Genomic DNA, 21,616 nt, shown 5'->3' on the forward strand with positions numbered 1-21,616 from the left:
TTTTAATAACTAATTAACATGCACCCTAGAGGAGTCGAACCTCTAACCGCCTGATTCGTAGTCAGGTACTCTATCCAATTGAGCTAAGGGTGCTTTATAATGCCGAGGGCCGGAATCGAACCGGCACGGAGAAAACTCTCCGCAGGATTTTAAGTCCTGTGCGTCTACCAATTCCGCCACCCCGGCTTGGAATGTCTCTTGACAGGAGAATTGGAAAGCGGAAGACGGGATTCGAACCCGCGACCCCCACCTTGGCAAGGTGATGTTCTACCACTGAACTACTTCCGCAAAAAAAAATGCCGGCTAAAGGAGTTGAACCCTCGACCCACTGATTACAAATCAGTTGCTCTACCAACTGAGCTAAGCCGGCTAAATATACAATATACTACAATGCGGATGGAGGGACTTGAACCCCCACGCCGTGAAGCGCTAGATCCTAAATCTAGTGCGTCTGCCAATTCCGCCACATCCGCATATATACAATGTATATATGAGCCGTGCAGGATTCGAACCTGCGACCCTCTGATTAAAAGTCAGATGCTCTACCGACTGAGCTAACGGCTCTAAATATAATGGAGGTTAACGGGCTCGAACCGCTGACCCTCTGCTTGTAAGGCAGATGCTCTCCCAACTGAGCTAAACCTCCATAGTATTTCGCATAGCAACGTCCTGCTTTCACAAAGGGAAACCCTTCACTATCCTCGGCGCTGAGAAGCTTAACGGCTGTGTTCGAAATGGGAACAGGTGGATCCTTCTCGCCATCATCACTATACAAAACATTTTTTTGCAAATCAGCAATTGCTGAAGCAACTCTTATATCTTACAAAATCCTTTCCTCTTTGTCAACTGATTTTTTAAATTTAATTAAAAAAAGGCAACAAAGAAGGATTTGATTGAGTAAAATTTTCTTAATTTTGCCAGTTTTCACTGATAAAACCGGCTCTTCCTGAACCAACACTGTACCGCTTATAGTGTGCAGAATTTTTCTTATAAAAATCCTGATGGTAATCTTCCGCTGGATAAAAGGGTTGGGCTTTTTCAATTTGAGTGACAATCGCCTCATCAAACTTCCCACTATTTTGCAATTCTCTTTTTGATTCTTCTGCGACCTGCTTTTGATGCTCATCTATATAGAAGATAACGGGCCTATAAGAGTCCCCTCTATCTGCAAATTGTCCACCCGCATCAGTTGGATCTGTTTGCCTCCAGTAAATGTCTAAAAGTTCCTTATAAGAAATATTTTCTGGATCATAAATAATCTCGACAGCTTCTGTGTGCCCTGTCTTTCCTGAAGTCACTTGACGATAAGTGGGGTTTTCTACATTTCCGCCTGTATACCCTGAAGTAATTGAAACAATGCCTGGTAACGTATCAAAGGGTTGGACCATGCACCAAAAGCATCCGCCCGCAAAAATTGCTCTTTTTTCATTAGCCATTTCCATCCTCCTTAATAATTGACCTTTTACTTGTCTTAGCGTATTTCTGTTTTGCCACCCATGTAAGGAACAAGAGCTTCTGGTACTTTGATGCTACCATCAGCTTGTTGGTAATTTTCCATAATTGCTGCAACTGTTCTTCCCACAGCAAGCCCTGACCCATTCAAGGTGTGTACATAGTCTATTTTACCATCAGATTCTTTTCTATACCTAATCATTGCTCTTCTCGCTTGGAAATCTTCTGTATTTGAACATGAACTGATTTCTCTGTAAGTGTTTTGCGCAGGTATCCATACTTCTAAATCATATGTTTTAGTAGCTGCAAAGCCCGTATCTCCAGTTGAAAGCAAAACAACACGATATGGAAGCCCTAGTTTTTGAAGGATTGCCTCAGCATTATTTGTCATTTTTTCAAGCTCTTCATAAGAATCTTCTGGTTTAGAAAATTTAACCATTTCCACTTTATTGAACTGGTGTAAACGAATAAGCCCACGTGTATCTCTGCCAGCGCTCCCGGCTTCTGATCGGAAGGAAGGTGATAGGGCTGTATAATATTTAGGCAAGTCTTTTTCTTCAAGTATTTCATTTTGATGGTAGTTCGTTAAAGGGACTTCAGCTGTTGGGATTAATGTCAATGGATGGTTTTTAATCTGGAAAACATCCTCTTTAAATTTAGGAAATTGTCCTGTCCCATATAAAGCATCATCATTAGCTAAATAAGGAGGAATAATTTCTTCATAACCGTGCTCAGTAGTATGCATATCCAGCATGAAGTTATACAAGGCTCTTTCTAATCGAGCACCTAATCCTTTATAGTAAAGGAAGCGGCTGCGAGCAACTTTTGCGCCACGTTCAAAATCAAGAATGCCTAAATCAGTCCCTAAATCCCAATGTGGTTGTGGTTCGAATTCAAAAGTTTTGGGTTCACCCCATTTACGTATCAATACGTTAGATTCTTCATCTTCTCCCACGGGTAGTGACGGGTGAGGCAAGTTGGGTAAGCCTGCAGATATATTGTGGATGCCTTCTTTTAACTTCTCCAACTCCACATCAATCTCTTTAATGTCTCCCCCTACTTTTTTCATAGCAGCTATGACTTCAGATGCATCTTCCTTGTTTCTTTTCTTTTCTGCAATCTGTGCAGAAACATCATTGCGGTATTTTTTTAACTTTTCTGACTTTTGAATGCATTCTCGTCTTTTCTCATCTAGTCTTTTCAACTCATTCAACTCATCCGCTTTTACACCGCGACTCTCTAGTCGTTTTTTTGTTTCTTCAAAATCATTTCGAATCCGTTTTATATCCAGCATATTTTTTCTCCTTCTTTCATTTTTTATATTTTTATGAGTATTAAAAAAGCAGCCTTCTATCCCGAAGTTAGGGACGAAAGGACTGCTTCTCGCGGTGCCACCCTGATTCAAAAAAAACAGTTTCCTGTCTTTCTGCGCTCTCTGGGGTAACGGCCCTAACCGAAATAATTTAGGCAATTTGGCTTCATTATTCAATCTTAAACGATGGATTCCAGGTTCAACAAGTTCAGCTCACACCATCCACTGACTCTCTTTGCTTGTTTCAGCCCATACTAATTCGTTCATTTATTTTTTATTTACTTTATCTCCATTTTACCTTACTTTGTTCTTGAAGGTCAATACTTAAGCTGTATATTAGAAGCGATCCTTAAGGCTACCAAAGAAATCTTTAATCACATTTGAGAACACAGTAAAGAAACCAGCACGTTCAACCGTGTCTGCTGCTGCTACTTGAATGGCGTCTTTAGCTTCTGAGTCAATAAATTCGATATCTTCTTGATCATCTAAAACAAGCTCCCCTACAACATCTCCCGCTTCTACAGGCGCTTCAATTTCTCCCTTATCATTGAGTAGCTCTTCTTTGGGTTCAAAGGTATAGCTGAGTGTCTCTTCATCTTTATCATTCGGTAAATAGTACGCTAATGCTTCTGTTGTTTTTAATTTAACCTCTTCTTCCACTCCATTTTTAATTGGTAGCGGTTCAATATCGGTTAATTCAACATCCTGTTCAACAAGCGTTGTGTAATGCCATTCATCAAAGCCATAATCGAATAATTTCCCTGTTTCTACGAAACGTTGTGAGCGATTGGTAAAACCATCTCCTGCTCCCATAACAACTGATATCAAACGTTGCCCATCAGACGTTGCTGTACCTGTAAATGTAGCGCCTGCGAAATCGGTTGTCCCCGTTTTCAAGCCGTCTACTCCTTCACGTTCATGGGTTAGCCCCTCAAGCATCCAATTCCAATTTTTCATAGAAATAACATCTTGCGTTCCTTCTCTAAAGGTTTTTTCAGGAATACTCGATGTTTCAAGCACTTCTGGATAGTTTTCTAGCAATTTCATCGCAACTTTGGCAATACCTTTAGCGGGCATCACATTTTCTGCATCCTCATCGCTATCAGGGTAATGATCGCCATCTAAGTAACTATTATTTAAACCTGTTGTATTATAAATTTCGTAATTTTCGATTCCAAACGAGTCTACCAAGGTTCTCATACGATCAACAAAGGCAGGTTCTGAACCTTCTATCTTTTCTGCTAAAGCTATTGTAGCACCATTTGCCGAGTAGATTGCTAAAGCTTCATATAATTCTCTCACAGTGTAAGCTTCGCCTGCACGCAAAGGTACATTGGACAAAGCATAATCTTGACTAATTCTGTGTGCATAGTCACTGATTATCACTTCGGAATCCCAATTTAAATTCCCAGCATCAATTTCCTCAAACAATATATATTCGACAAGCATTTTCGTCATAGAAGCAATACCTTTTGCTTCATCAGCATCCTCTTCGTGTAAAATCTGTCCTGTTTCGTAGTCAAGAAGAAGTGATGCATCTGATTCTATCTCTATTTCATCTGCATAGGTCTGTGTCCCAGTCATAAGAACGGGTAAAGCGATCGATGCACTTAAGGCTATTTTTAATAGCTTTTCCAGTCTAGATTTCATTGTTTTTTTAACTCCCATATTAATTTCTAGTATTCACCATCTATTGAGATTAGTGTCTTTTGTCTGTATTTTAACATAACTTATAGTACGCTACCCTCGTTAAAAACACAACCATTTTCACTGACTTTTCACATTTTTCAACATCTCCTTTTGTATATATAAAAACGACAGAGAGACTATCTCTGTCGTAGACACACTCCCTTACAAAGGGCAATCTCAGCTGATTTATCTGCCTAACTATTTTTAAAGTGATCGTTTAAGCGGCAGCAAGACGTCAAACACAGTCCACCCATGTTCAATACGTGCTGTAATTTCCCCATTATGAAGGTCAACAATACTTTGCGCAATCGCCAACCCTAGACCTGTCCCTGATGTTTCTTGCGAACGTGATGTCTCCGCTCGATAAAAACGTTCAAATAATTGTATCAAGGCCTCTTTTGATAGTTTTTCTCCATCATTTTTTACAGAAACAAGAACATTATTTTCTTGCTCTTGCACGCTTATCCGTATATTTTTACCGTTTTTTCCATATTTAAGTGCATTTGAAAGCAGATTATGAAAAATGCGCACAATTTTTTCTGTGTCTGCCTGCATTATCATTGGTTTTTTTGAAGAAATGATTTGGATATTTTTCCCTTCTTTTTCAGCTTCCAATTCAAAGTCAATAGCCACTTGCTCAAGTAACTGCACCATATCAAAAGTAACATAATCAAGCGGAACCGTGGTTTGTCTGACCGTGGTGTATTCAAAGAGGTCATCTACCAGTGCTTTCATCTGTTTTGCTTTTTCATAAGCCGTATGCACATATTTTTTTGCTTGTTCTTCTGAGCCATAGCGATCTTCTTCTATTAAGCCTAGATATCCCATAATCGATGTCAATGGCGTTCTAATATCATGACTCACATTTGTAATTAGTTCATCTTTACTTTGTTCGATGCGCCTTTCTTCTTCCATGGCTTCAACAGTAGAATCCACCAACAGATGCACACTTTCTACAACTTTTCCTATATCACCACTATAATTCCCGCGTATACGATGTTCATAATTCCCCTGGGCAATATAATGAAGTTCTTTAATAATATGCTTGAGCTTATATTGCCGATAACGTCTTTTAAGTCGCCAGTGTATGGCAACGCCAGCTGTAATAGTAAGAAATAAAAATACTAGCGGGGTCAACCCCCACAATTCCTGTTGGTCTATATCCTCTACAACATCACCAAAAAGCCAAAGCGTACTAACTGTTTCTTTAAATGTAACAACAAACCACCGGAATATTTCATAGGCAGCAAAGTAACAAAGGAAAATAATTCCAGCTGTAATAACAGCTTCAAAAGCGAGTCGCCATTTTTCTTTTGTTGTAAGTTTCAATGTGACCCTCCTTTTTTAACTCTCTATTTTGTAGCCGACACCCCATACCGTTTTAACAATACTCTCTCCACCCGTAGCTTTTTCTATTTTATCTCTAAGATGGCTAACGTGAACCATCACTGTTTTGGCAGGCACGAGACTTTCTTGCTTCCAAACTTTTTCAAAAATATCATCTGCACTGAAAACTCGATCAAGATTCGTAGCAAGCAAATACAATATCCCAAATTCTAAAGCAGTCAGTTGTATAGCAACCCCTTCTATCGTTTCCACTTGGTGCTGGTCCTTACGTATAATTAAAGGTCCGACCTCTAATTCTCCAGACTCATTCCGACCGGATCCATAAGTACTTCTTCTAATTAATGATTTCACTCTCGCTAGAACTTCCAATGGATTAAAAGGTTTGACGACATAATCATCTGCACCATTGGTTAGTCCACGAATTTTATCTATATCAGCTGTCTTTGCACTCAACATCAAGACAGGCAATGAGGAAATCCCCCTTATTTCTTTAACAACTTCCAGCCCACTTTTTTTAGGCATCATAACATCTAGAATCAGACAATCAATATCCAGACGTTGTACTTTATCAATGACTTCTTGCCCGTCATGTGCTTTTTCAACTTCATATCCTTCATTTTTTATATAAATTTCAAGCAGATCACAAATCTCTTTGTCATCATCCGCAATTAAAATACGCATACCTCTACCTCCTAATCCTTTTATTTCCATTCATTTTATCATTTATAGCTGATGAAATGGGTTAAGTTTTTATAAAGAAAAAAGGCTGTTCCTATCTTTGTAATGTAAAAAAACAATAAAACCCAATTCAATTGAATTGGGTTTTTACTTATTCTGTTACTGGGTATGCATAAAAAACAAAGCGTTCAGGAGCGCTTCCTAAATAATCAAAAGGATAGCAGGTCGAGACAACGAGCACTTCTTCCCCCATCTCCCCGACAACAGTTGTATCATCTGCATCAACAATTTCAGTCTCTTTTATTTCATAGGTGTAATCACCATAAGGCATTTCCACTACAAAGGTGTCACCTATCTCTAGTTCTACAAAATTTTTAAACACAGTATCTCGATGGCCTGAAAATACAATTTGTTCTCCTTGGCCAGGTAAAACTGTACTCGACATATGCCCTACGCCTTGATGCAAAGCGTCAGGATCAGTTCCTTCCACTACACCAATACTTCTGTCTAGTTTAGGTACATGTAAAATACCAAACGCTTCGTACATTTCTGGAGTAAAATTCTGTATTTCTTCTTCAAGTTCTATATCACTATTCTCTTCACGTAATGTTTGTATCGCTGATTCTGCTTCTTCTATTGTAACAGACTGCGTTTGGTTCTGATCGTATAATGAATAGCCAAACCATCCAAGAAAGGCCAAACCAACAATAATAAAGACATTAGCTAACGCTTTCATTTTATCCTTCCCATCCTCGTTATTAAGAAAGCAGAGAGAGGCTCTCCACTTTCTCCCTTCTTTAAGAATACCTTATTTCTGTTCACATATAAAGTCACAAAACAGCCTAATTGAGTAATCACAGTCTTTTCAGTCTTTTTTAGAAGAGCTATCAGTGTAATAATTACTGGCATTATTTAGTTTGTTACAACGTTTAGCTCTTTTTATTTCTCTTTACTGTCATACCCGATCCAAGATACACATCATCTTCATTATCAGGATTCCTTCTCACTGTAAAATGATCTGGAACTTTGTCTACTCCGCCATTCACAAATGGATTACATCTCAAAACTCGTGATATGGACATAAGAAACCCTTTAAACGCACCATGTTTTTCTAACGCTTCCACACTGTAGTGAGAACAGGTTGGATAATACCGGCAGCTTGGCGGAAACAAAGGCGAAATAAGTTTCTGATAAAATTTTACGAGTGCTAGAAGTAAAGTTTTCATATTATTAACTCCTTTATATCGATAACTACCTAAGTATAGCAAACACACTTACTTTTTAAAAGTTATTATGAGAAGTATTCAAAATATCCTTCTACACCTTTAATACTAGCAAAATACCTTACCTGCTAACAGCACAAAAAACCGCCTCAATTGAGGCGGTTTTTTTAATCATTACATTAATTAAACTTCTTCGATAATATTTTCCACTGTACGCGTGACGTATCGGGCATCTTTGATTTCTACGAATGGCTTGATTCCCTCAACTTCGAACATGTCCTGATTAATAATTTCTTCCATTGCTGCTTGAGCAACCAACGGGTCGAGATTCTCAATCGGTTGATCCACACCAATAACCTTTGTTTTTCCCTCACCTGATTTAAAGCGCAGTTCTAATCGTTTTACCATATCTTTTCCTCCTCTTTATTTTCATAATTATTAAAGTGTGTAACGATATTCTTCAATGACAGTAGCATATGATATGGGTAATTCGTTGACCGTACCTAGCGCTTGAGCAAAAGCTGCAATTTGTTCGTCTGTCAAGGTCTGCATTGCGCCATTAAAACGACGACGAATATACTTTTCGTTTACTGCATCCTCTAAAAATATATCCACTTTATTTCCATCCCATTCTTTTTGCATATGAGTTCCTCCTCTGTTTTTTTGTAAGGTGATCACTGCTTACACCCTTAATAACGAAACAGAGTTTAAAAGTGTTACCTCTTTAACTAATTTTTCAAGTCAAGTTATCCTACTCTCCTGCTTATATAAATCATTGGACCAACGCATATAAAACATGGGAGACAAAATTACTGACTTAAATTTTCTTCTTTAACTTCTTCGTAGCAGAAACAATCTGTAACATGATCATTGACCATTCCACTTGCTTGCATAAAGGCATAACAGATGGTAGGTCCGACAAATTTAAACCCATCTTTTTTCAATTGTTTACTCATACGTTGACTTCTTTCTGTTTGTGATGGAATGTCTGAATTTTTGATTCTCGCATTTTGTATGGGTTCTCCATCCACAAATTGCCATAAATAATCTGAGAATGTTTGACCACTTTCAAGGATTTCCAAATACGCTTGAGCGTTTGTGACGACGGATCTAATCTTCAATTTATTTCGAATGATATTCTCGTTTTTCAATAGTTTTTGAATTTTTTCTTCATTATAATTACTTATTTTTTGAGGATCGAAGTTATCAAATGCTTCTCTATAATTTTCTCTTTTTTTCAATACCGTTAGCCAGCTTAACCCCGCTTGTGCCCCTTCGAGACATAATAATTCAAAAAGCTGTTTATCATCATACAGCGGTCTTCCCCACTCTTTGTCATGATAATCTTTGTACTTTTGGTTATCCGTTACCCACTTACATCGGTTTGTCATTTTATTCTTCCTTTCTCAATTTATTGTGAACCCTCAGACTCAAAAGCAGATGTCAGTCTTGTGCTTTACTTGAGTATACTCTGGTAAAAACCTTTTATTGTAATTATACAGAAAATAGACACTTTTTAGAAAAACCGGGAAATAAAAGCGTTTTATTACGGATTTATCATTTTTTAATCTAATTATTAGAAAGCTGTATCAAAAGCGTTAGTAACCGGTTACATCAATATTAAAATTCTGTTTGCAAGCCTAATCGTTTTACTGTGGTGTCTATGCTTGGTATAATTAATGTTGTGCAAATAACTGGGATAACTAACGTTTTTTACTTATTTTTAATTTTTGATCTCACTTAAGACTGTTATCCGTCTTAAGTTGTAACGAGAACGAAACAAAATTTTATAAGGAGGCTGTAAACCTTTGGCAACTAAAGTTGAAATTCAAGACTTAGTCAAAATATTTGGCAAGAAAGAAAAACAAGCTTTAGAACTAGTGAAAAAAGGTCATTCAAAAGAAGATATTCTTGAGAAGACTGGAGCAACAGTTGGAGTGAACAAAGCTAGTTTTAAAGTCGAAGAGGGCGAAATATTCGTTATCATGGGACTTTCCGGTAGTGGTAAATCAACGCTTGTACGTATGCTCAACCGTTTGATCGAACCCACGGAAGGAAATATACTAATAGATGGCGATAATGTTTCTAAAATGAGCAAAGAGGAGTTACGTAAAGTCCGTCGAGAGAAAGTATCAATGGTATTCCAGAACTTTGGACTATTTCCTCACCGCACAATATTAGAGAACACAGAATACGGTTTAGAAGTGCAGGGCGTTGATAAAGAAGTAAGACAAGAGAAAGCTGAAGCTGCTCTTGATAACGCCGGTCTTCTACCTTATAAGGATCAAAAACCTAACCAATTATCTGGTGGGATGCAGCAGCGTGTCGGGCTTGCCCGTGCACTAGCAAATGATCCTGAAATCCTATTAATGGATGAAGCATTCTCTGCGCTTGATCCATTAATCCGTCGTGATATGCAAGACGAGTTAATTCAAATGCAAGATGCAATGCAAAAAACAATCATCTTTATTACACATGACTTGAATGAGTCATTACGTATTGGTGATCGTATTGCTATTATGAAAGACGGAGAAGTCGTACAAGTTGGAACTGGGGAAGAAATTCTTACTAACCCAGCTAATGAATACGTTGAGCGTTTCGTTGAAGATGTCGACCGCTCCAAAGTTCTTACTGCTGAGAATATTATGATTCGTCCACAAACCTTACGTGCTCAGAAACAAGGTCCAAGAGTGGCGGCTCAGCAAATGAAAACTGAAGGTCTATCAAGTATGCTGGTTATCGATAATAATCAACAGCTACAAGGTTACGTTACCGATGAAGATGTTCTAACTGCAGTTAAATCTGGAATCAAGAACTTTGATAGTATCTTACGCACAGATATCCCTACAGTTTCTAAAGATACATTGGTGTACGATTTATACGATATCATCCACAACACAGACACGCCTGTGGCTGTTGTAGATGAAAACAACAAATTAGAAGGTATTGTTATCCGAAGTCTCGTTATAGGTGCCTTAGCTAAGGACAGAGAGGAGGAATCTAACAATGGAGAATAGTATTTTAGATGTCATTCCTGAAATTCCAGTAGCCGATTGGATGGCCAATTTTATCGATTGGCTGACTGACAACCTCTCATGGCTATTTGATGCCCTTAGAGATGGCGGGGACGCGGTTATGGATTCAATGACCGAATTGTTACTCGTCGTACCACCCATTGCGTTTATTATCGCACTTACTGCATTAGCATTCTTTGCAAGTGGTAAAAAATGGGGCTTACCGACATTTACTGTCCTAGGCTTGATTTATATATACAACCAAGGTTTATGGGAACCGTTAATGTTTACTATCACATTAGTTATCGTTGCAAGTTTACTCTCCATCGTCATCGGAGTGCCTGTAGGTATATTGATGGCTAAGAGTGAAATTGCCAACTTTATTATCACGCCTATTTTAGACTTTATGCAGACGATGCCGGCTTTCGTTTATCTAATCCCAGCTGTCGCTTTCTTTGGTATCGGTATGGTACCTGGGGTCTTCTCAGCAGTTATTTTTGCTCTTCCACCAACTGTTCGTTTTACGAACTTAGGTATTAGACAAGTATCAGATGAAATGGTAGAAGCTGCACAGTCTTTCGGAAGTACCGCTTCACAACAATTATTCAAGGTTGAATTACCCTTAGCTAAAGCAACAATTATGGCGGGTATCAACCAAACTGTACTACTTGCTCTATCAATGGTAGTTATTGCTTCTATGATCGGAGCACCTGGTCTAGGTGAACGCGTAATCAACGCCTTACAACGTGCTCAGGTTGGTCCTGGTTTTGTAGCAGGATTCGCTTTAGTTGTTCTGGCTATTATTTTAGACAGAACCTTACAAGGATTTAATAAAGAATAAGGTATTAAAAAATTTAAAGGAGTTTTTATATTGACTAACAACACATGGAAAAAATTAGGTTTAACTGTAATGTCCGCTTCAGCTTTATTCTTAGCTGCATGTAGTGATGATTCAAATGATTCAGACGATAGCGCTGAAGGTACTGTAGACGGCGAAATCGAATTAGCCTATGTTTCTTGGGATTCTGAAATCGCGTCAACAAACGTTATTGGGCAAGTTTTAGAAGATGTCGGTTATGATGTTAAACTTACTGCTTTAGATAATGCAATTATGTGGGAAGCAGTAGCAAATGACGAAGCTGACGCAATGGTTTCTGCTTGGTTACCAGGTACACACGCGCCACAATTTGAAAACTACTCAGACCAAATGGAGCACTTAGGTCCAAACCTTGAAGGTGCTAAAATTGGTTTAGTTGTTCCTGAATATATGGATGTTGATTCTATCGAAGATCTATCCGATGAAGCTGATATGGCAATTACTGGTATTGAACCTGGTGCTGGTGTCGTTGCTGCAACAGAAACAGCTTTAGAAGAATACGAAAATTTATCTGACTGGGAAGTTAAAACTTCTTCATCAGGCGCAATGGTTACTCAACTGAAAGATGCATATGAGAACGAAGAAGAAATTATCGTAACAGGTTGGTCTCCACACTGGAAATTCCAATCTTATGATCTTAAATATCTAGACGATTCAAAAGAAGTGTTCGGTGGAGAAGAAACAATCGACACATTTGTTCGTGAAGACTTAGAAGATGATATGTCTGAAGCTTACCAGATATTAGACAACTTCTATTGGGAAGCATCTGATATGGAATCTGTTATGTTAGAAATCCAAGATGGTACTGACCCCGAAGAAGCTGCTGAAAACTGGATTAATGACAACCAAGATAAAGTAGCTGAATGGACAGATGGCGTTATAGAAGAATAAATCCTTTATGATTTATAAAGAGGTTGAGACTGCTGTCCCAACCTCTTTATTTTTCTGAATATTTTAGATATGAAATCCCAAAGAGAGCAGACCTATTATCTGCTCTCTTTGGGATTTATTTCATTTTATTTAGTAAATGAGGGGCTGATTTATAAATACCTAATGCTCCAAGGGGGGCTGTAAGGATAATGGACATCACAGCCAGGGCTAAAATGGTTGTCCCTTGCTGCACCCCTAAGGCTAAGGGCATGGCCCCAATGGCTGCTTGTACGGTCGCTTTAGGAGTGTAGGCAATCATACAAAAAAGGCGCTCTTTAATGTCCAGTCCACTGTTCATAGTTACGAGCCAAACCCCAAGGCTTCTTGCTAATAAACCAATAATAATAATTAAGACTCCAGATAAGCCGGCATCTAATGCCTTTGTAATATCAACTTCCGAACCTACAAGTGCAAAGAGTAAAATCTGCAAGAAAAACCATAGACCGTTTAATGCAGTGGAAAACGTTTGAGCTTGTGTTGGAACTTTTTCCAAGAGTAAAAAGCCAATTGTCATCACACCTAGTAAGCTTGCGATTCCAGTATAATCCCCCCACTTCACGAAAATAATGGTTAGTGAAAGTAATAAAACCAATTTCTCACTATGATTTTTTGACCTTTTATTGAATATATAAACAAAAACATAGGCAATTACCGCACCCAATAGTATTCCTACTAAAATATTAAAAGGGATACTCAGTAAGTTTTTTACCAGTGATGTGTGACCGGTTTGCGTTTCAAGTCCGACAAAAAATGTAAAAAATGTTATAGCAATAACATCGTCTATTGATGTCCCCGTTAAAAGCAAAGTGGGTATCTGCTTGTCTTCCCCATATCTTTTCTCTTTCAAATCAATCATGCTTGGTACAACAACGGCTGGTGAGACAGCTGCTATTATAAAACCAAGCATCCCCGCTTCGCTAAATGAAAAGCCAAGAAGGTAATAAGCTAACCCCATAACGGTAAATCCTTCTAAAATACAGGGTATTATACTCATCTTAAGAGCGATAACACCTACTTTACGAATTTGTTCTTTCTTTATACCTAAACCAGCTCTTAATAGTATAATGATCAAAGCAAACGTTCGAATGTCTTGGGACACAAGCAGCAAATCAGAATCCAAAATATTTAATACGTAAGGTCCCATTAATACTCCAACAGTCAGCATACCAATAAGCGGTGGTAGCCCTACACTAGATACAACTTTTCCTCCAATGTAACCAGTTAGTAATAATAATCCCAATCCTATAAGCATGTTTTTATCTTCTTTCTATTAATAAATTTGATATCATGGATTAATGGATTGCCCACCAATTTCTTTAATATCTTCTTTCCCATCTCGTTCTACAATCGCTTCGATTCCTGCTTCGATTCCTCGAGCAATATCTTTCAGATTCATTGAAGGCTTATTCGGTTTGTCTATTACCTGTTCTGGAATGAATGGACAATGTATAAATCCACCTTTTTTACCTGGGTAATTTTTATCAATCATATATAAAATTTGATACATGATGTGGTTACATACAAACGTGCCTGCTGAATTAGAGACACTTGAAGGAACTTTGGCTTCTCGCATTTTCTCTACCATTGACTTGATTGGAAGTGTACTAAAATATGCTGCCGGGCCATCTGCTTTGATTTTTACATCAATAGGCTGTTTTTCTTCATTATCTGGAATACGTGCATCATCAATGTTGATTGCTACACGTTCTGGTGTGACACCATAACGTCCACCAGCTTGTCCGATACAAAGAATAACATCGGGATTAACTTCTTTTACTTTTTCTTCAAGAACTTCTGCAGATTTATGGAAAACTGTTGGAATTTCCAGCTTCACAATTTCTGCACCTTTGATTGAATCTGGGAGAAGTTTAACTGCTTCATAAGCTGGGTTAATTTTTTCTCCTCCAAATGGATCAAATCCACTAATTAAAATTTTCATTTCATTCATCCTTTCTTTTACTCTAAAACGCCCAGAAGTACATAAGTGCGATATGCACGATAATCATTAAAATCGCGTACGGAAGTTGTTCTCTGATAACACCATTTGGATTTTTCATTTCAAGCAAAGCTACAGGTAGAGCATTGAAGTTTGCTGCCATCGGTGTCATTAGCGTTCCACAATATCCTGCCGTCATAGCTAATGCTCCTGCAACAACCGGATCTGCACCTTGAGCAATAACAAAGGGTACGCCAATACCTGCAGTAATAACGGTGAAAGCCGCAAAGGCATTCCCCATGATCATTGTAAAAATAACCATCCCAAGCACATAAGCCATGACACCTAATAGTTGATTGCCTTCAGGAACAAATGCTGAAATCATCCCTGCAATCACATCGCCTACTCCGGCTGCAGTAAAAATAACACCCAAAGCAGCGAGGAGCTGAGGCAGAATACCTACTGTTCCTACTTGCCTAACCATACGGTCCCCTTCACGGAGAGCTGTTTTTACATTTGCTTTTGTCACAAGCATTGCAATAATCAGCGAGGAAACAGCCGCTACACCTATACCAACTTGCCCTCCAAGTGGTGTGAACTGTGCAATGATGATTGCTATAAAGGCTAGAGAGACCACGGGAATAAAAATCGTATTGCCAAGACGCTTACTTCTCTCCTGTGCCTTTTCTTCAGATAATTGATTAATTGGACCTATCTTCACCTGTTTAAATAATGTCAGGATCCCCATTCCTACTACCATTAGTCCTGAAATATAAGCGGGAATAAATCTTCCGATAGAAAATGTAGCAGCAAGCAGGAACCAGAAAATAGCTGTCTGTATACGTGCAGGATGCCTTTGATCTAACAAAACACGGAATCCAGTGTAAGCCATTAAAAGACCTGTTAATATAAAGAAAAACTCAAGAAGGTTGTTATTAAATGCTTCCATTATTTCTCTCCCTCCTTGCCTGAATTTGATTTAGTTTTTTTACTTAATTGTTTATCAAATAAAAAGTTGGAAATAATCACAATGAACAATGCTATAAAGGCGACCGGTAAAGAAGCCTGTGCAATACTTACTGCAGAAACATCATAACCTAACGACTCCAAAGTCCCTGCAATAAGAAGGACTCCTGAAGCAGCTATAAACGTGTTTTGAGCGAAGAAATTACCTAAGTTCTCCATAGCAGCAGAACGTGCTTTAACTTTCTCTTGTACTTCTTCGTCCTCTTCTTTATGCTTATTCTTATTCTTAGTAGAAGCTTGTGCCATCGGTTCAATCAATGGTCTTACAAATTGTGTATGCCCCTGTATACGTATTGAGAAAAAACCTGCTAATTCTCTAATAAACATATACAATGATAAAAATCGTCCAGTTGTAAGTCCTTTGATACTCTCAATCAGACGTGTTGCTTGCTGACGTAACCCGAACTGTTCGGTTAAACCGATCATTGGTAATGTCAGGAAAAAAAGTGTGACCAGTCGATTGGATACAAAGGCATCACCTAATAATGTTAAAAAATCCAAAAGCGATAAGCCTGAAACCAAAGCTGTTGCCAATCCCGCTAGTATAACCACAGCTATCGTATCGACCTTAAAAATAAAACCAATTAAAATAATTAAAATACCTATCAATTTTAAATATTCCATTAAAACTCCTCCTCTTCATTCTACTATTATAATATAATTATGAGTACTATTACAATACCATTAGAAAAAAGAGATATCATACAGAATAAGCTGTGTGATATCTCTTTTTTTCTATTTGTTAAAGTCTTATTTCTTACTTACAGTTTCAGCTAGCGTTGGTTCAAAATTTTTCAATCGTAAGGCGTTTAAAAGGACGGATACTGAGCTGAAACTCATTGCTGCTGCTGCAAAGGCTGGGTTTAGTAGCGGTCCTCCAAACAAATACAAGGCGCCCATCGCAACAGGAATACCAACCACATTATAAGCAAAGGCCCAGAATAAATTCTGCTTGATATTTTTCAATGTATCTTTACTTAATTCAATCGCTGTCAGCACTTCTTTAATATCGCTTCGCATCAGGACAACATCAGCTGATTCCACAGCTATGTCTGTTCCAGATCCAATAGCCATACCGACATCCGCTTGAGCGAGTGCTGGTGCATCGTTGATTCCGTCACCAACCATCACAACTTTCTTATGCCCATCCTGCAATTTTTTAACTTCGTATGCTTTGTCTTGAGGCAACACATCACTCAGGACATAATCGATATTTATTTCTCTTGCAATGGCATTCGCTGTTCTTGTGTTGTCTCCTGTAATCATTGCAATCTCGATACCTTGGTTATGCAAAGCTTCAATTGTTTTGATGCTATTTTCCTTCAATGTATCAGCAACAGCAATGACCCCTTCAATAATACCATCAACGGCCAAATACATCGGTGTTTTCCCTTGATCGGCTAAGTGATTAGCTTTTTCTTCCAGCCCATCTATAGCAAAACGCTGTTCCGTCATTAATTTCTTGTTACCAAAGTAAAGCGTATGCCCATCCACTTGGGCAAGTAAACCTTGTCCAGGAATCGCTTCAAAACGAGAGAGTTCTGTTAATCTTAATCCATCCGTTTCAGCTTGTGTGACAATCGCTTCTCCCAATGGATGTTCACTTCCCTTTTCAGCAGAGGCCGCTAGTTGGATTAGCGCTTGCTCGTCAAATAGACACTCCTCGCGAAGGACAATATCTGTTACAGAAGGTTTCCCTTCAGTCAATGTTCCTGTTTTATCAAAAATGATTGTATCAATGTCATGAATAGTTTCAAGCGCATCTCCACTTTTTATCAATACTCCATACTCTGCACCTTTACCTGTACCTACCATAATAGCTGTCGGTGTAGCCAGTCCCAAGGCACAAGGGCAGGCAATAACTAAGACTGAAATCAGAATCGTTAGAGCAAAGATAAAACTTTGACCTGCAACGAGCCAAATGATACTTGAAATGACCGAAAGCCCTATAACAATCGGTACAAAATAGCCGGTAATGATGTCAGCTAGTTTCGCAATCGGCGCTTTAGAGCCTTGGGCATCTTCTACAAGTTTTATTATTTGAGAAAGTGTTGTGTCTTTTCCGACTTTCGTTGCCCGGTAATCAATCGAACCGTTTTTATTCATACTTGCTCCGATGATTGCATCGCCCATCTCTTTGGAAACTGGCATACTTTCACCAGTGAGCATGGATTCATCCACTGCTGTATGTCCCTTTACAAGGATACCATCGACTGGCATCTTCTCACCTGGACGTACCCTTATAACATCACCTGGAGAAACTTTCTCTATGGGTATTTCTTCTTCCTGGCCATCATGAACAACACGAGCCTTCTTTGGAGCTAAATTCATTAGCTTTTGTATGGCTTCTGACATACGTCCTTTTGATCGCTCTTCTAAATATTTCCCCAACGTATGGAAAGCCAGAATCACTGCAGATGTCTCGTAATATAACAACATAGTAGCATCGGCATTTACGAAAAGAGTGACAAAGGTAACTGCCAGACTATAAACAAATGCGGCAGTTGTTCCCAGGGCAATCAATGAATTCATATTAGGGTGACCTTTGAATAATGTTTTAAAACCTTGTTCAAAATAAGGTTTGCCCGACCAGACGACAGGAATCGTCAAGGCTAATTGTAGCAAGGCATGATTCCCCGGGTTCTTTACATGATCTATTATTGCAGGCAACTGTAGCCCTACCATAGGCCCCATAGAAATAATTAACAAAGGTATGGTGAAAAGTGCAGACAGTATTGTTCGCTTTTTATACATTTCTTCTTTTGATGTTTTCTTTTGTTCTGCGGGTTCTGCAGCCGTTACCTGTTCCTCTTCTTGAGGTACCAGACTATACCCTGAATTTGAAACAGCATCCATCAATTCTCTGATTGACAGTTCCAATGGATTATATGTTACAGAAAGTTTTTCTGAAGCTAGATTTACGGACGCCTTTTCCATGCCTTTGAGTTGTGACGCCGTTTTTTCTACCGTTGCCGAACAAGAGGCACAGGACATCCCAGAGACCTCAAAGATTTTGGTAACATATTGAGGCATAACAACTTTATAACCCGCTGCATCGATTTGTCTTTCAAGTTCTTTTGGATCAAAAATACCTGACTCAACTTTGATACTGAGCTTTTCTGAAGCTAAATTAATAGATGCTTCAGAAACACCTGCTAATTTACTTGCTGTTTTTTCTACCGTAGAGGCACATGAAGCACATGTCATACCTTCAATAGAATATGTTTTATTTTCCACCACTTATTTTCCTTTCTAAACAACACATCCACATTGTCCAGGTGTGCATGTACAGTATATTTTATTAGGTGCTGTTTCTTTTTTCTTTTTAATTAACTCTGACAATTGTTCTAACTCTGTTTTACTTAGCGTTCTTTTTTCTAAAATTGTCTCAATACTTCGTCCTACTTTTGTATTACACATTTGATCAAGTAAATCATCTATCGATTCATCGATACTTTCTTTCTCAGTAACTAATGGGCTATATTCAAATTTCCTGCCCTGTTTTTCTGTCGAAAGCATCCCTTTCTTGACTAGTCGCCCAATCAATGTCTTTGTAGTCGTCAACTTCCATTCTTTCTTTTCTTTCAAGATGTCATTTATTTCTCTACTTGAGATTGGGTGGTTTGTCCAGACAACGCGCATGATCTCCCATTCTGAAGGAGAAATCTGATTCTCTTGCATTGGATACGCTCCTTAATTTACACATTTTTTTATTATTCTTTCATTAAGTTTACAATTGTAATCGATAATTGTCAATAAAAACCTGTTCTTTCTCTTTTTATAGAAAAGAACAGGTCCGTTTACTTATTTTTTTAACGCGCCAGATCCCTTGCTGCCACACGCATAGGGTCAATAAAAGGAACAGACATATCTTGAGCTTCCAATACTAATTCAACTTCCGTACAGCCACCGATTATCATATCACAATATTCTTCTTTTATTAAGCGATTGGCCACCTCAAGCAGCATCTGTTTGGGTTCACTACCGGTATTGCCTTGCTTTATACCATTATCTCCATAGATAGCCTGCATCACCTTATTTTTTTGATCTGATTCGTTTGGGTATAGTATTTCTTTATCTTCGAGATAGCGCTGAAAAAGCCCCGTTTCTTTCGTTGCGGAAGTTGATAAGACACCAATTTTCTTCACCCTTGGATAAACTTCTTTTATATAGTTATTTAAGCCTTCAAGTACATGGTGTATAGGCATATCAACTGCATTTGCTATATCCTTATAGAAATAATGAGCAGTAATACATGGCATAACCGCTACCGTGGCTCCCGCTTTTTTTAAATTTTCAGCTGTTTTTATTAATTCAGGTACAGGAGAAGGACCCTTGTAAAGAATAGCTTCTGTTCGATCAGGTATTTGGGGATTACTATCAATAATTGTACGAAAATGATCTTGGTCATTCGTCACTTTCGTCTCTTTAATGACCTTCATATAAAAGCTTGCCGTTGCTTCAGGTCCCATCCCTCCCAGAATACCAATAACTTTATTCTGCTTATTCATAGTGGTTCCTCCTCGTATTTTGTATAAACAATGTTACATCACTGATTTTTCAAAAATGTTTCATCAATTCCCGCAACACGTTCGTCAAGTGGTTTCAATACCTCTTTAGCATTCAAATCAGGACGTTTTTCTACTAATTGATTTAAGATATATTTTGCACCAAAATCCATCCCCTGTGCTCCGCCAATCAGAATAACATCCCCAGTTTCCACCTGATCTAAACTTGATTCAAGAGCGTCAGGCATTTCTTTATGCAATTCAATTTCCACACCGACTTTATCCATTTCTTCTCTGAATGCAGCCATCTCTTCTGGTAAGACATCATCTTTGTCAATGACATGCGATTCACTTAGCGATACGATGACTTTCTTTATACCTAATTCAGGAACCCACTTAGCAAGCGTCTGTGCATTCTCTCGGTTTGTGGTAACCCCTCGATTACCCCTTATCGCGTATACAATATGCAATTTTTTGTAATCCATTTTTGTTAGTGTTTCAAGCGTAACCTCTATATTCCCTGCATTTGCAAAGTGGTCATCAACAATCTTGAAGTCATTCTCATATATAAACTGGAAACGGCGTTCCACACCTTTGAAACGCTCAATTCCGGATTGAATTGTTTCAATATCTACACCACTGATTAAGCCGATAGTAATTGCAGCCATTGAATTGTATACAGAATGATAACCTGCGACTGATAAACTTACTTTGAAACGTGTCTTTTCAATTGTATCGCCATTAATTGTTTTAAATGGTTTGTTTATTTCCACAGTGAAGTTTCCTCGTCCAGTAGACAAGTCAACATCTTTACATTGAAGATGACCTGATGCGTCTTCAATGCCATATGTCACAACAGATGCATCCGTTTCATCGATTAATGAACGAGAAAAGGAATCATCAAGGTTCAATACAGCAAATTGGTCCGGTCTGGCTTTTCTGATCAAACTTGCTTTTGCATCAAAGTACTCTTCAAACGATCCATGCAAATCGATGTGCTCACGACTGATATTATTTAAAGCAACAATGTCAAAGGAAACATTTCCTACTCGACTGAGCTCCAGTGCAGATGAGGATACTTCCATCGTTACATGTGAAATATTTTCTTTGCGCATATCATTGAAATAACCATGTAAGTCTAGCGATTCTGGTGTCGTTAATACACTAGGAACAAGTGTCTCTCCAAATTTCACCATCACGGTACCAAGTAATCCTGTTTTAAGCTTATGCTCTTCTAAAATCGCATTTGTCATGAAAGACGTTGACGTTTTACCATTGGTTGCTGTGATACCAATCATCGTCATTTCTTTGGACGGGTGATCATAATACTTATCAGCAATCGCTGCAAGAGCTTTTCGACTATCTTCCACCTTATATTGTGGTACATCTATATTTGGAAGAAATTCTTCAACAACTAAAGCAATAGCCCCATTATCAACAGCGTTTTGTGCATATTGATGCCCATCTGTTTGATAACCTTTGATGCATACAAATAAGGAATCCTTTTCTGTATCCTTTGAGTGATACGTGATGGTTTTAATTTCAACATCTTTTTCATTTTTTACTTCTAATATTTTTATTGCTTCCAGCAGCTCAGATAATTGCATATGTTCGTTTCCTCTCT

At 38.3% G+C, this 21,616-nt stretch carries 19 protein-coding genes, 7 tRNA genes, 1 rRNA gene, 1 pseudogene and 1 other annotated feature; of the genes and pseudogenes, 2 read left to right on the forward strand and 26 right to left on the reverse strand.

Features of this window, described 5'->3' with window-relative positions; translation table 11 throughout:
* Window positions 1–19: 19 nt before the first annotated feature.
* The 18 genes from BMX83_RS06090 to BMX83_RS06175 form a co-directional block, all read right to left on the reverse strand.
* A tRNA-Arg gene (locus tag BMX83_RS06090) sits at window positions 20–93 on the reverse strand.
* A 7-nt stretch (window positions 94–100) separates the two neighbouring features.
* Window positions 101–186, reverse strand: a tRNA-Leu gene (locus BMX83_RS06095).
* 30 nt (window positions 187–216) lie between these two features.
* Window positions 217–288 (reverse strand) — tRNA-Gly (locus tag BMX83_RS06100).
* Window positions 289–297: 9 nt separating this feature from the next.
* Window positions 298–370 (reverse strand) — tRNA-Thr (locus BMX83_RS06105).
* Window positions 371–391: 21 nt separating this feature from the next.
* Window positions 392–473, reverse strand: a tRNA-Leu gene (locus tag BMX83_RS06110).
* A gap of 18 nt (window positions 474–491) precedes the next feature.
* A tRNA-Lys gene (locus tag BMX83_RS06115) sits at window positions 492–564 on the reverse strand.
* A gap of 9 nt (window positions 565–573) precedes the next feature.
* Window positions 574–646: transfer RNA gene (locus BMX83_RS06120), tRNA-Val, on the reverse strand.
* A 10-nt stretch (window positions 647–656) separates the two neighbouring features.
* A 5S ribosomal RNA gene (rrf, locus tag BMX83_RS06125) occupies window positions 657–772 on the reverse strand.
* Between the two features lie 136 nt (window positions 773–908).
* Window positions 909–1,436: a peptide-methionine (S)-S-oxide reductase MsrA gene (gene msrA, locus BMX83_RS06130; RefSeq protein WP_091634768.1), complete on the reverse strand. Its 528-nt coding sequence runs from the start codon at window positions 1,434–1,436 to the stop codon at window positions 909–911.
* 35 nt (window positions 1,437–1,471) lie between these two features.
* Window positions 1,472–2,746 carry a serine--tRNA ligase gene (gene serS / locus BMX83_RS06135; RefSeq protein ID WP_091634771.1) on the reverse strand — a complete coding sequence of 425 codons (1,275 nt, stop codon included), beginning with the start codon at window positions 2,744–2,746 and terminating at the stop codon, window positions 1,472–1,474.
* Between the two features lie 66 nt (window positions 2,747–2,812).
* Window positions 2,813–3,040, reverse strand: a binding site (T-box leader).
* 60 nt (window positions 3,041–3,100) lie between these two features.
* On the reverse strand, window positions 3,101–4,414 hold the full coding sequence (locus tag BMX83_RS06140) for a serine hydrolase (protein ID WP_177170519.1): 1,314 nt from the start codon (window positions 4,412–4,414) through the stop codon (window positions 3,101–3,103).
* A gap of 243 nt (window positions 4,415–4,657) precedes the next feature.
* Window positions 4,658–5,782 carry a sensor histidine kinase gene (locus BMX83_RS06145; protein WP_091634775.1) on the reverse strand — a complete coding sequence of 375 codons (1,125 nt, stop codon included), beginning with the start codon at window positions 5,780–5,782 and terminating at the stop codon, window positions 4,658–4,660.
* A gap of 15 nt (window positions 5,783–5,797) precedes the next feature.
* The gene (locus BMX83_RS06150) at window positions 5,798–6,481 is read right to left on the reverse strand and encodes a response regulator transcription factor (RefSeq protein WP_091634778.1); all 684 of its coding nucleotides are present in this window, start codon (window positions 6,479–6,481) and stop codon (window positions 5,798–5,800) included.
* A gap of 148 nt (window positions 6,482–6,629) precedes the next feature.
* Entirely contained in the window at window positions 6,630–7,214 is a 585-nt protein-coding gene (locus BMX83_RS06155; RefSeq protein ID WP_091634781.1) for a class D sortase, read from the reverse strand.
* A gap of 193 nt (window positions 7,215–7,407) precedes the next feature.
* Window positions 7,408–7,704, reverse strand: a complete 297-nt coding sequence (gene yidD, locus BMX83_RS06160; protein ID WP_091634783.1) for a membrane protein insertion efficiency factor YidD — start codon at window positions 7,702–7,704, stop codon at window positions 7,408–7,410.
* Window positions 7,705–7,884: 180 nt separating this feature from the next.
* Complete coding sequence (locus tag BMX83_RS06165) at window positions 7,885–8,109, reverse strand: DUF2922 domain-containing protein (RefSeq protein WP_091634791.1); 225 nt, start codon at window positions 8,107–8,109, stop codon at window positions 7,885–7,887.
* 30 nt (window positions 8,110–8,139) lie between these two features.
* The gene (locus tag BMX83_RS06170) at window positions 8,140–8,343 is read right to left on the reverse strand and encodes a DUF1659 domain-containing protein (protein WP_091634793.1); all 204 of its coding nucleotides are present in this window, start codon (window positions 8,341–8,343) and stop codon (window positions 8,140–8,142) included.
* 167 nt (window positions 8,344–8,510) lie between these two features.
* Window positions 8,511–9,092 carry a DNA-3-methyladenine glycosylase I gene (locus BMX83_RS06175; protein ID WP_091634796.1) on the reverse strand — a complete coding sequence of 194 codons (582 nt, stop codon included), beginning with the start codon at window positions 9,090–9,092 and terminating at the stop codon, window positions 8,511–8,513.
* Between the two features lie 417 nt (window positions 9,093–9,509).
* On the opposite strand from BMX83_RS06175, the gene BMX83_RS06180 reads away from it, so the two are divergent.
* Together BMX83_RS06180 and BMX83_RS11120 are read left to right on the forward strand one after the other, a co-directional pair.
* Window positions 9,510–10,718, forward strand: coding sequence for a quaternary amine ABC transporter ATP-binding protein (locus BMX83_RS06180; RefSeq protein WP_091634799.1), 1,209 nt, complete (start codon window positions 9,510–9,512; stop codon window positions 10,716–10,718).
* Window positions 10,708–12,483 (forward strand): annotated as a pseudogene (locus BMX83_RS11120) (ABC transporter permease/substrate binding protein). Before BMX83_RS06180 ends, BMX83_RS11120 begins: the two are co-directional and overlap by 11 nt.
* A gap of 115 nt (window positions 12,484–12,598) precedes the next feature.
* On the opposite strand, the gene BMX83_RS06195 reads toward BMX83_RS11120, so the two are convergent.
* The 8 genes from BMX83_RS06195 to BMX83_RS06230 all read right to left on the reverse strand — a co-directional run bounded on the left by BMX83_RS06195 (window position 12,599) and on the right by BMX83_RS06230 (window position 21,599).
* Window positions 12,599–13,774, reverse strand: coding sequence for a cation:proton antiporter (locus BMX83_RS06195; protein WP_091634805.1), 1,176 nt, complete (start codon window positions 13,772–13,774; stop codon window positions 12,599–12,601).
* A gap of 33 nt (window positions 13,775–13,807) precedes the next feature.
* A complete protein-coding gene (gene pcp, locus BMX83_RS06200; protein WP_177170520.1) occupies window positions 13,808–14,461 on the reverse strand; it encodes a pyroglutamyl-peptidase I in 654 nt (217 codons plus the stop codon).
* 22 nt (window positions 14,462–14,483) lie between these two features.
* Window positions 14,484–15,407, reverse strand: a complete 924-nt coding sequence (locus BMX83_RS06205; protein ID WP_091634810.1) for a DUF979 domain-containing protein — start codon at window positions 15,405–15,407, stop codon at window positions 14,484–14,486.
* Window positions 15,407–16,108 carry a DUF969 domain-containing protein gene (locus tag BMX83_RS06210; RefSeq protein ID WP_091634812.1) on the reverse strand — a complete coding sequence of 234 codons (702 nt, stop codon included), beginning with the start codon at window positions 16,106–16,108 and terminating at the stop codon, window positions 15,407–15,409. Before BMX83_RS06210 ends, BMX83_RS06205 begins: the two co-directional genes overlap by 1 nt.
* 126 nt (window positions 16,109–16,234) lie before the next feature.
* Window positions 16,235–18,721 carry a heavy metal translocating P-type ATPase gene (locus BMX83_RS06215; protein ID WP_091634815.1) on the reverse strand — a complete coding sequence of 829 codons (2,487 nt, stop codon included), beginning with the start codon at window positions 18,719–18,721 and terminating at the stop codon, window positions 16,235–16,237.
* Between the two features lie 15 nt (window positions 18,722–18,736).
* The gene (locus BMX83_RS06220; protein ID WP_091634817.1) at window positions 18,737–19,165 is read right to left on the reverse strand and encodes a CopY/TcrY family copper transport repressor; all 429 of its coding nucleotides are present in this window, start codon (window positions 19,163–19,165) and stop codon (window positions 18,737–18,739) included.
* Window positions 19,166–19,296: 131 nt separating this feature from the next.
* A complete protein-coding gene (gene cuyB, locus BMX83_RS06225) occupies window positions 19,297–19,995 on the reverse strand; it encodes a cysteate racemase (RefSeq protein ID WP_091634820.1) in 699 nt (232 codons plus the stop codon).
* A gap of 38 nt (window positions 19,996–20,033) precedes the next feature.
* On the reverse strand, window positions 20,034–21,599 hold the full coding sequence (locus tag BMX83_RS06230) for a Mur ligase family protein (protein ID WP_091634823.1): 1,566 nt from the start codon (window positions 21,597–21,599) through the stop codon (window positions 20,034–20,036).
* Between the last annotated feature and the right edge of the window lie 17 nt (window positions 21,600–21,616).

This window comes from Alkalibacterium gilvum (assembly GCF_900109085.1).
Classification (GTDB): domain Bacteria; phylum Bacillota; class Bacilli; order Lactobacillales; family Carnobacteriaceae_A; genus Alkalibacterium; species Alkalibacterium gilvum.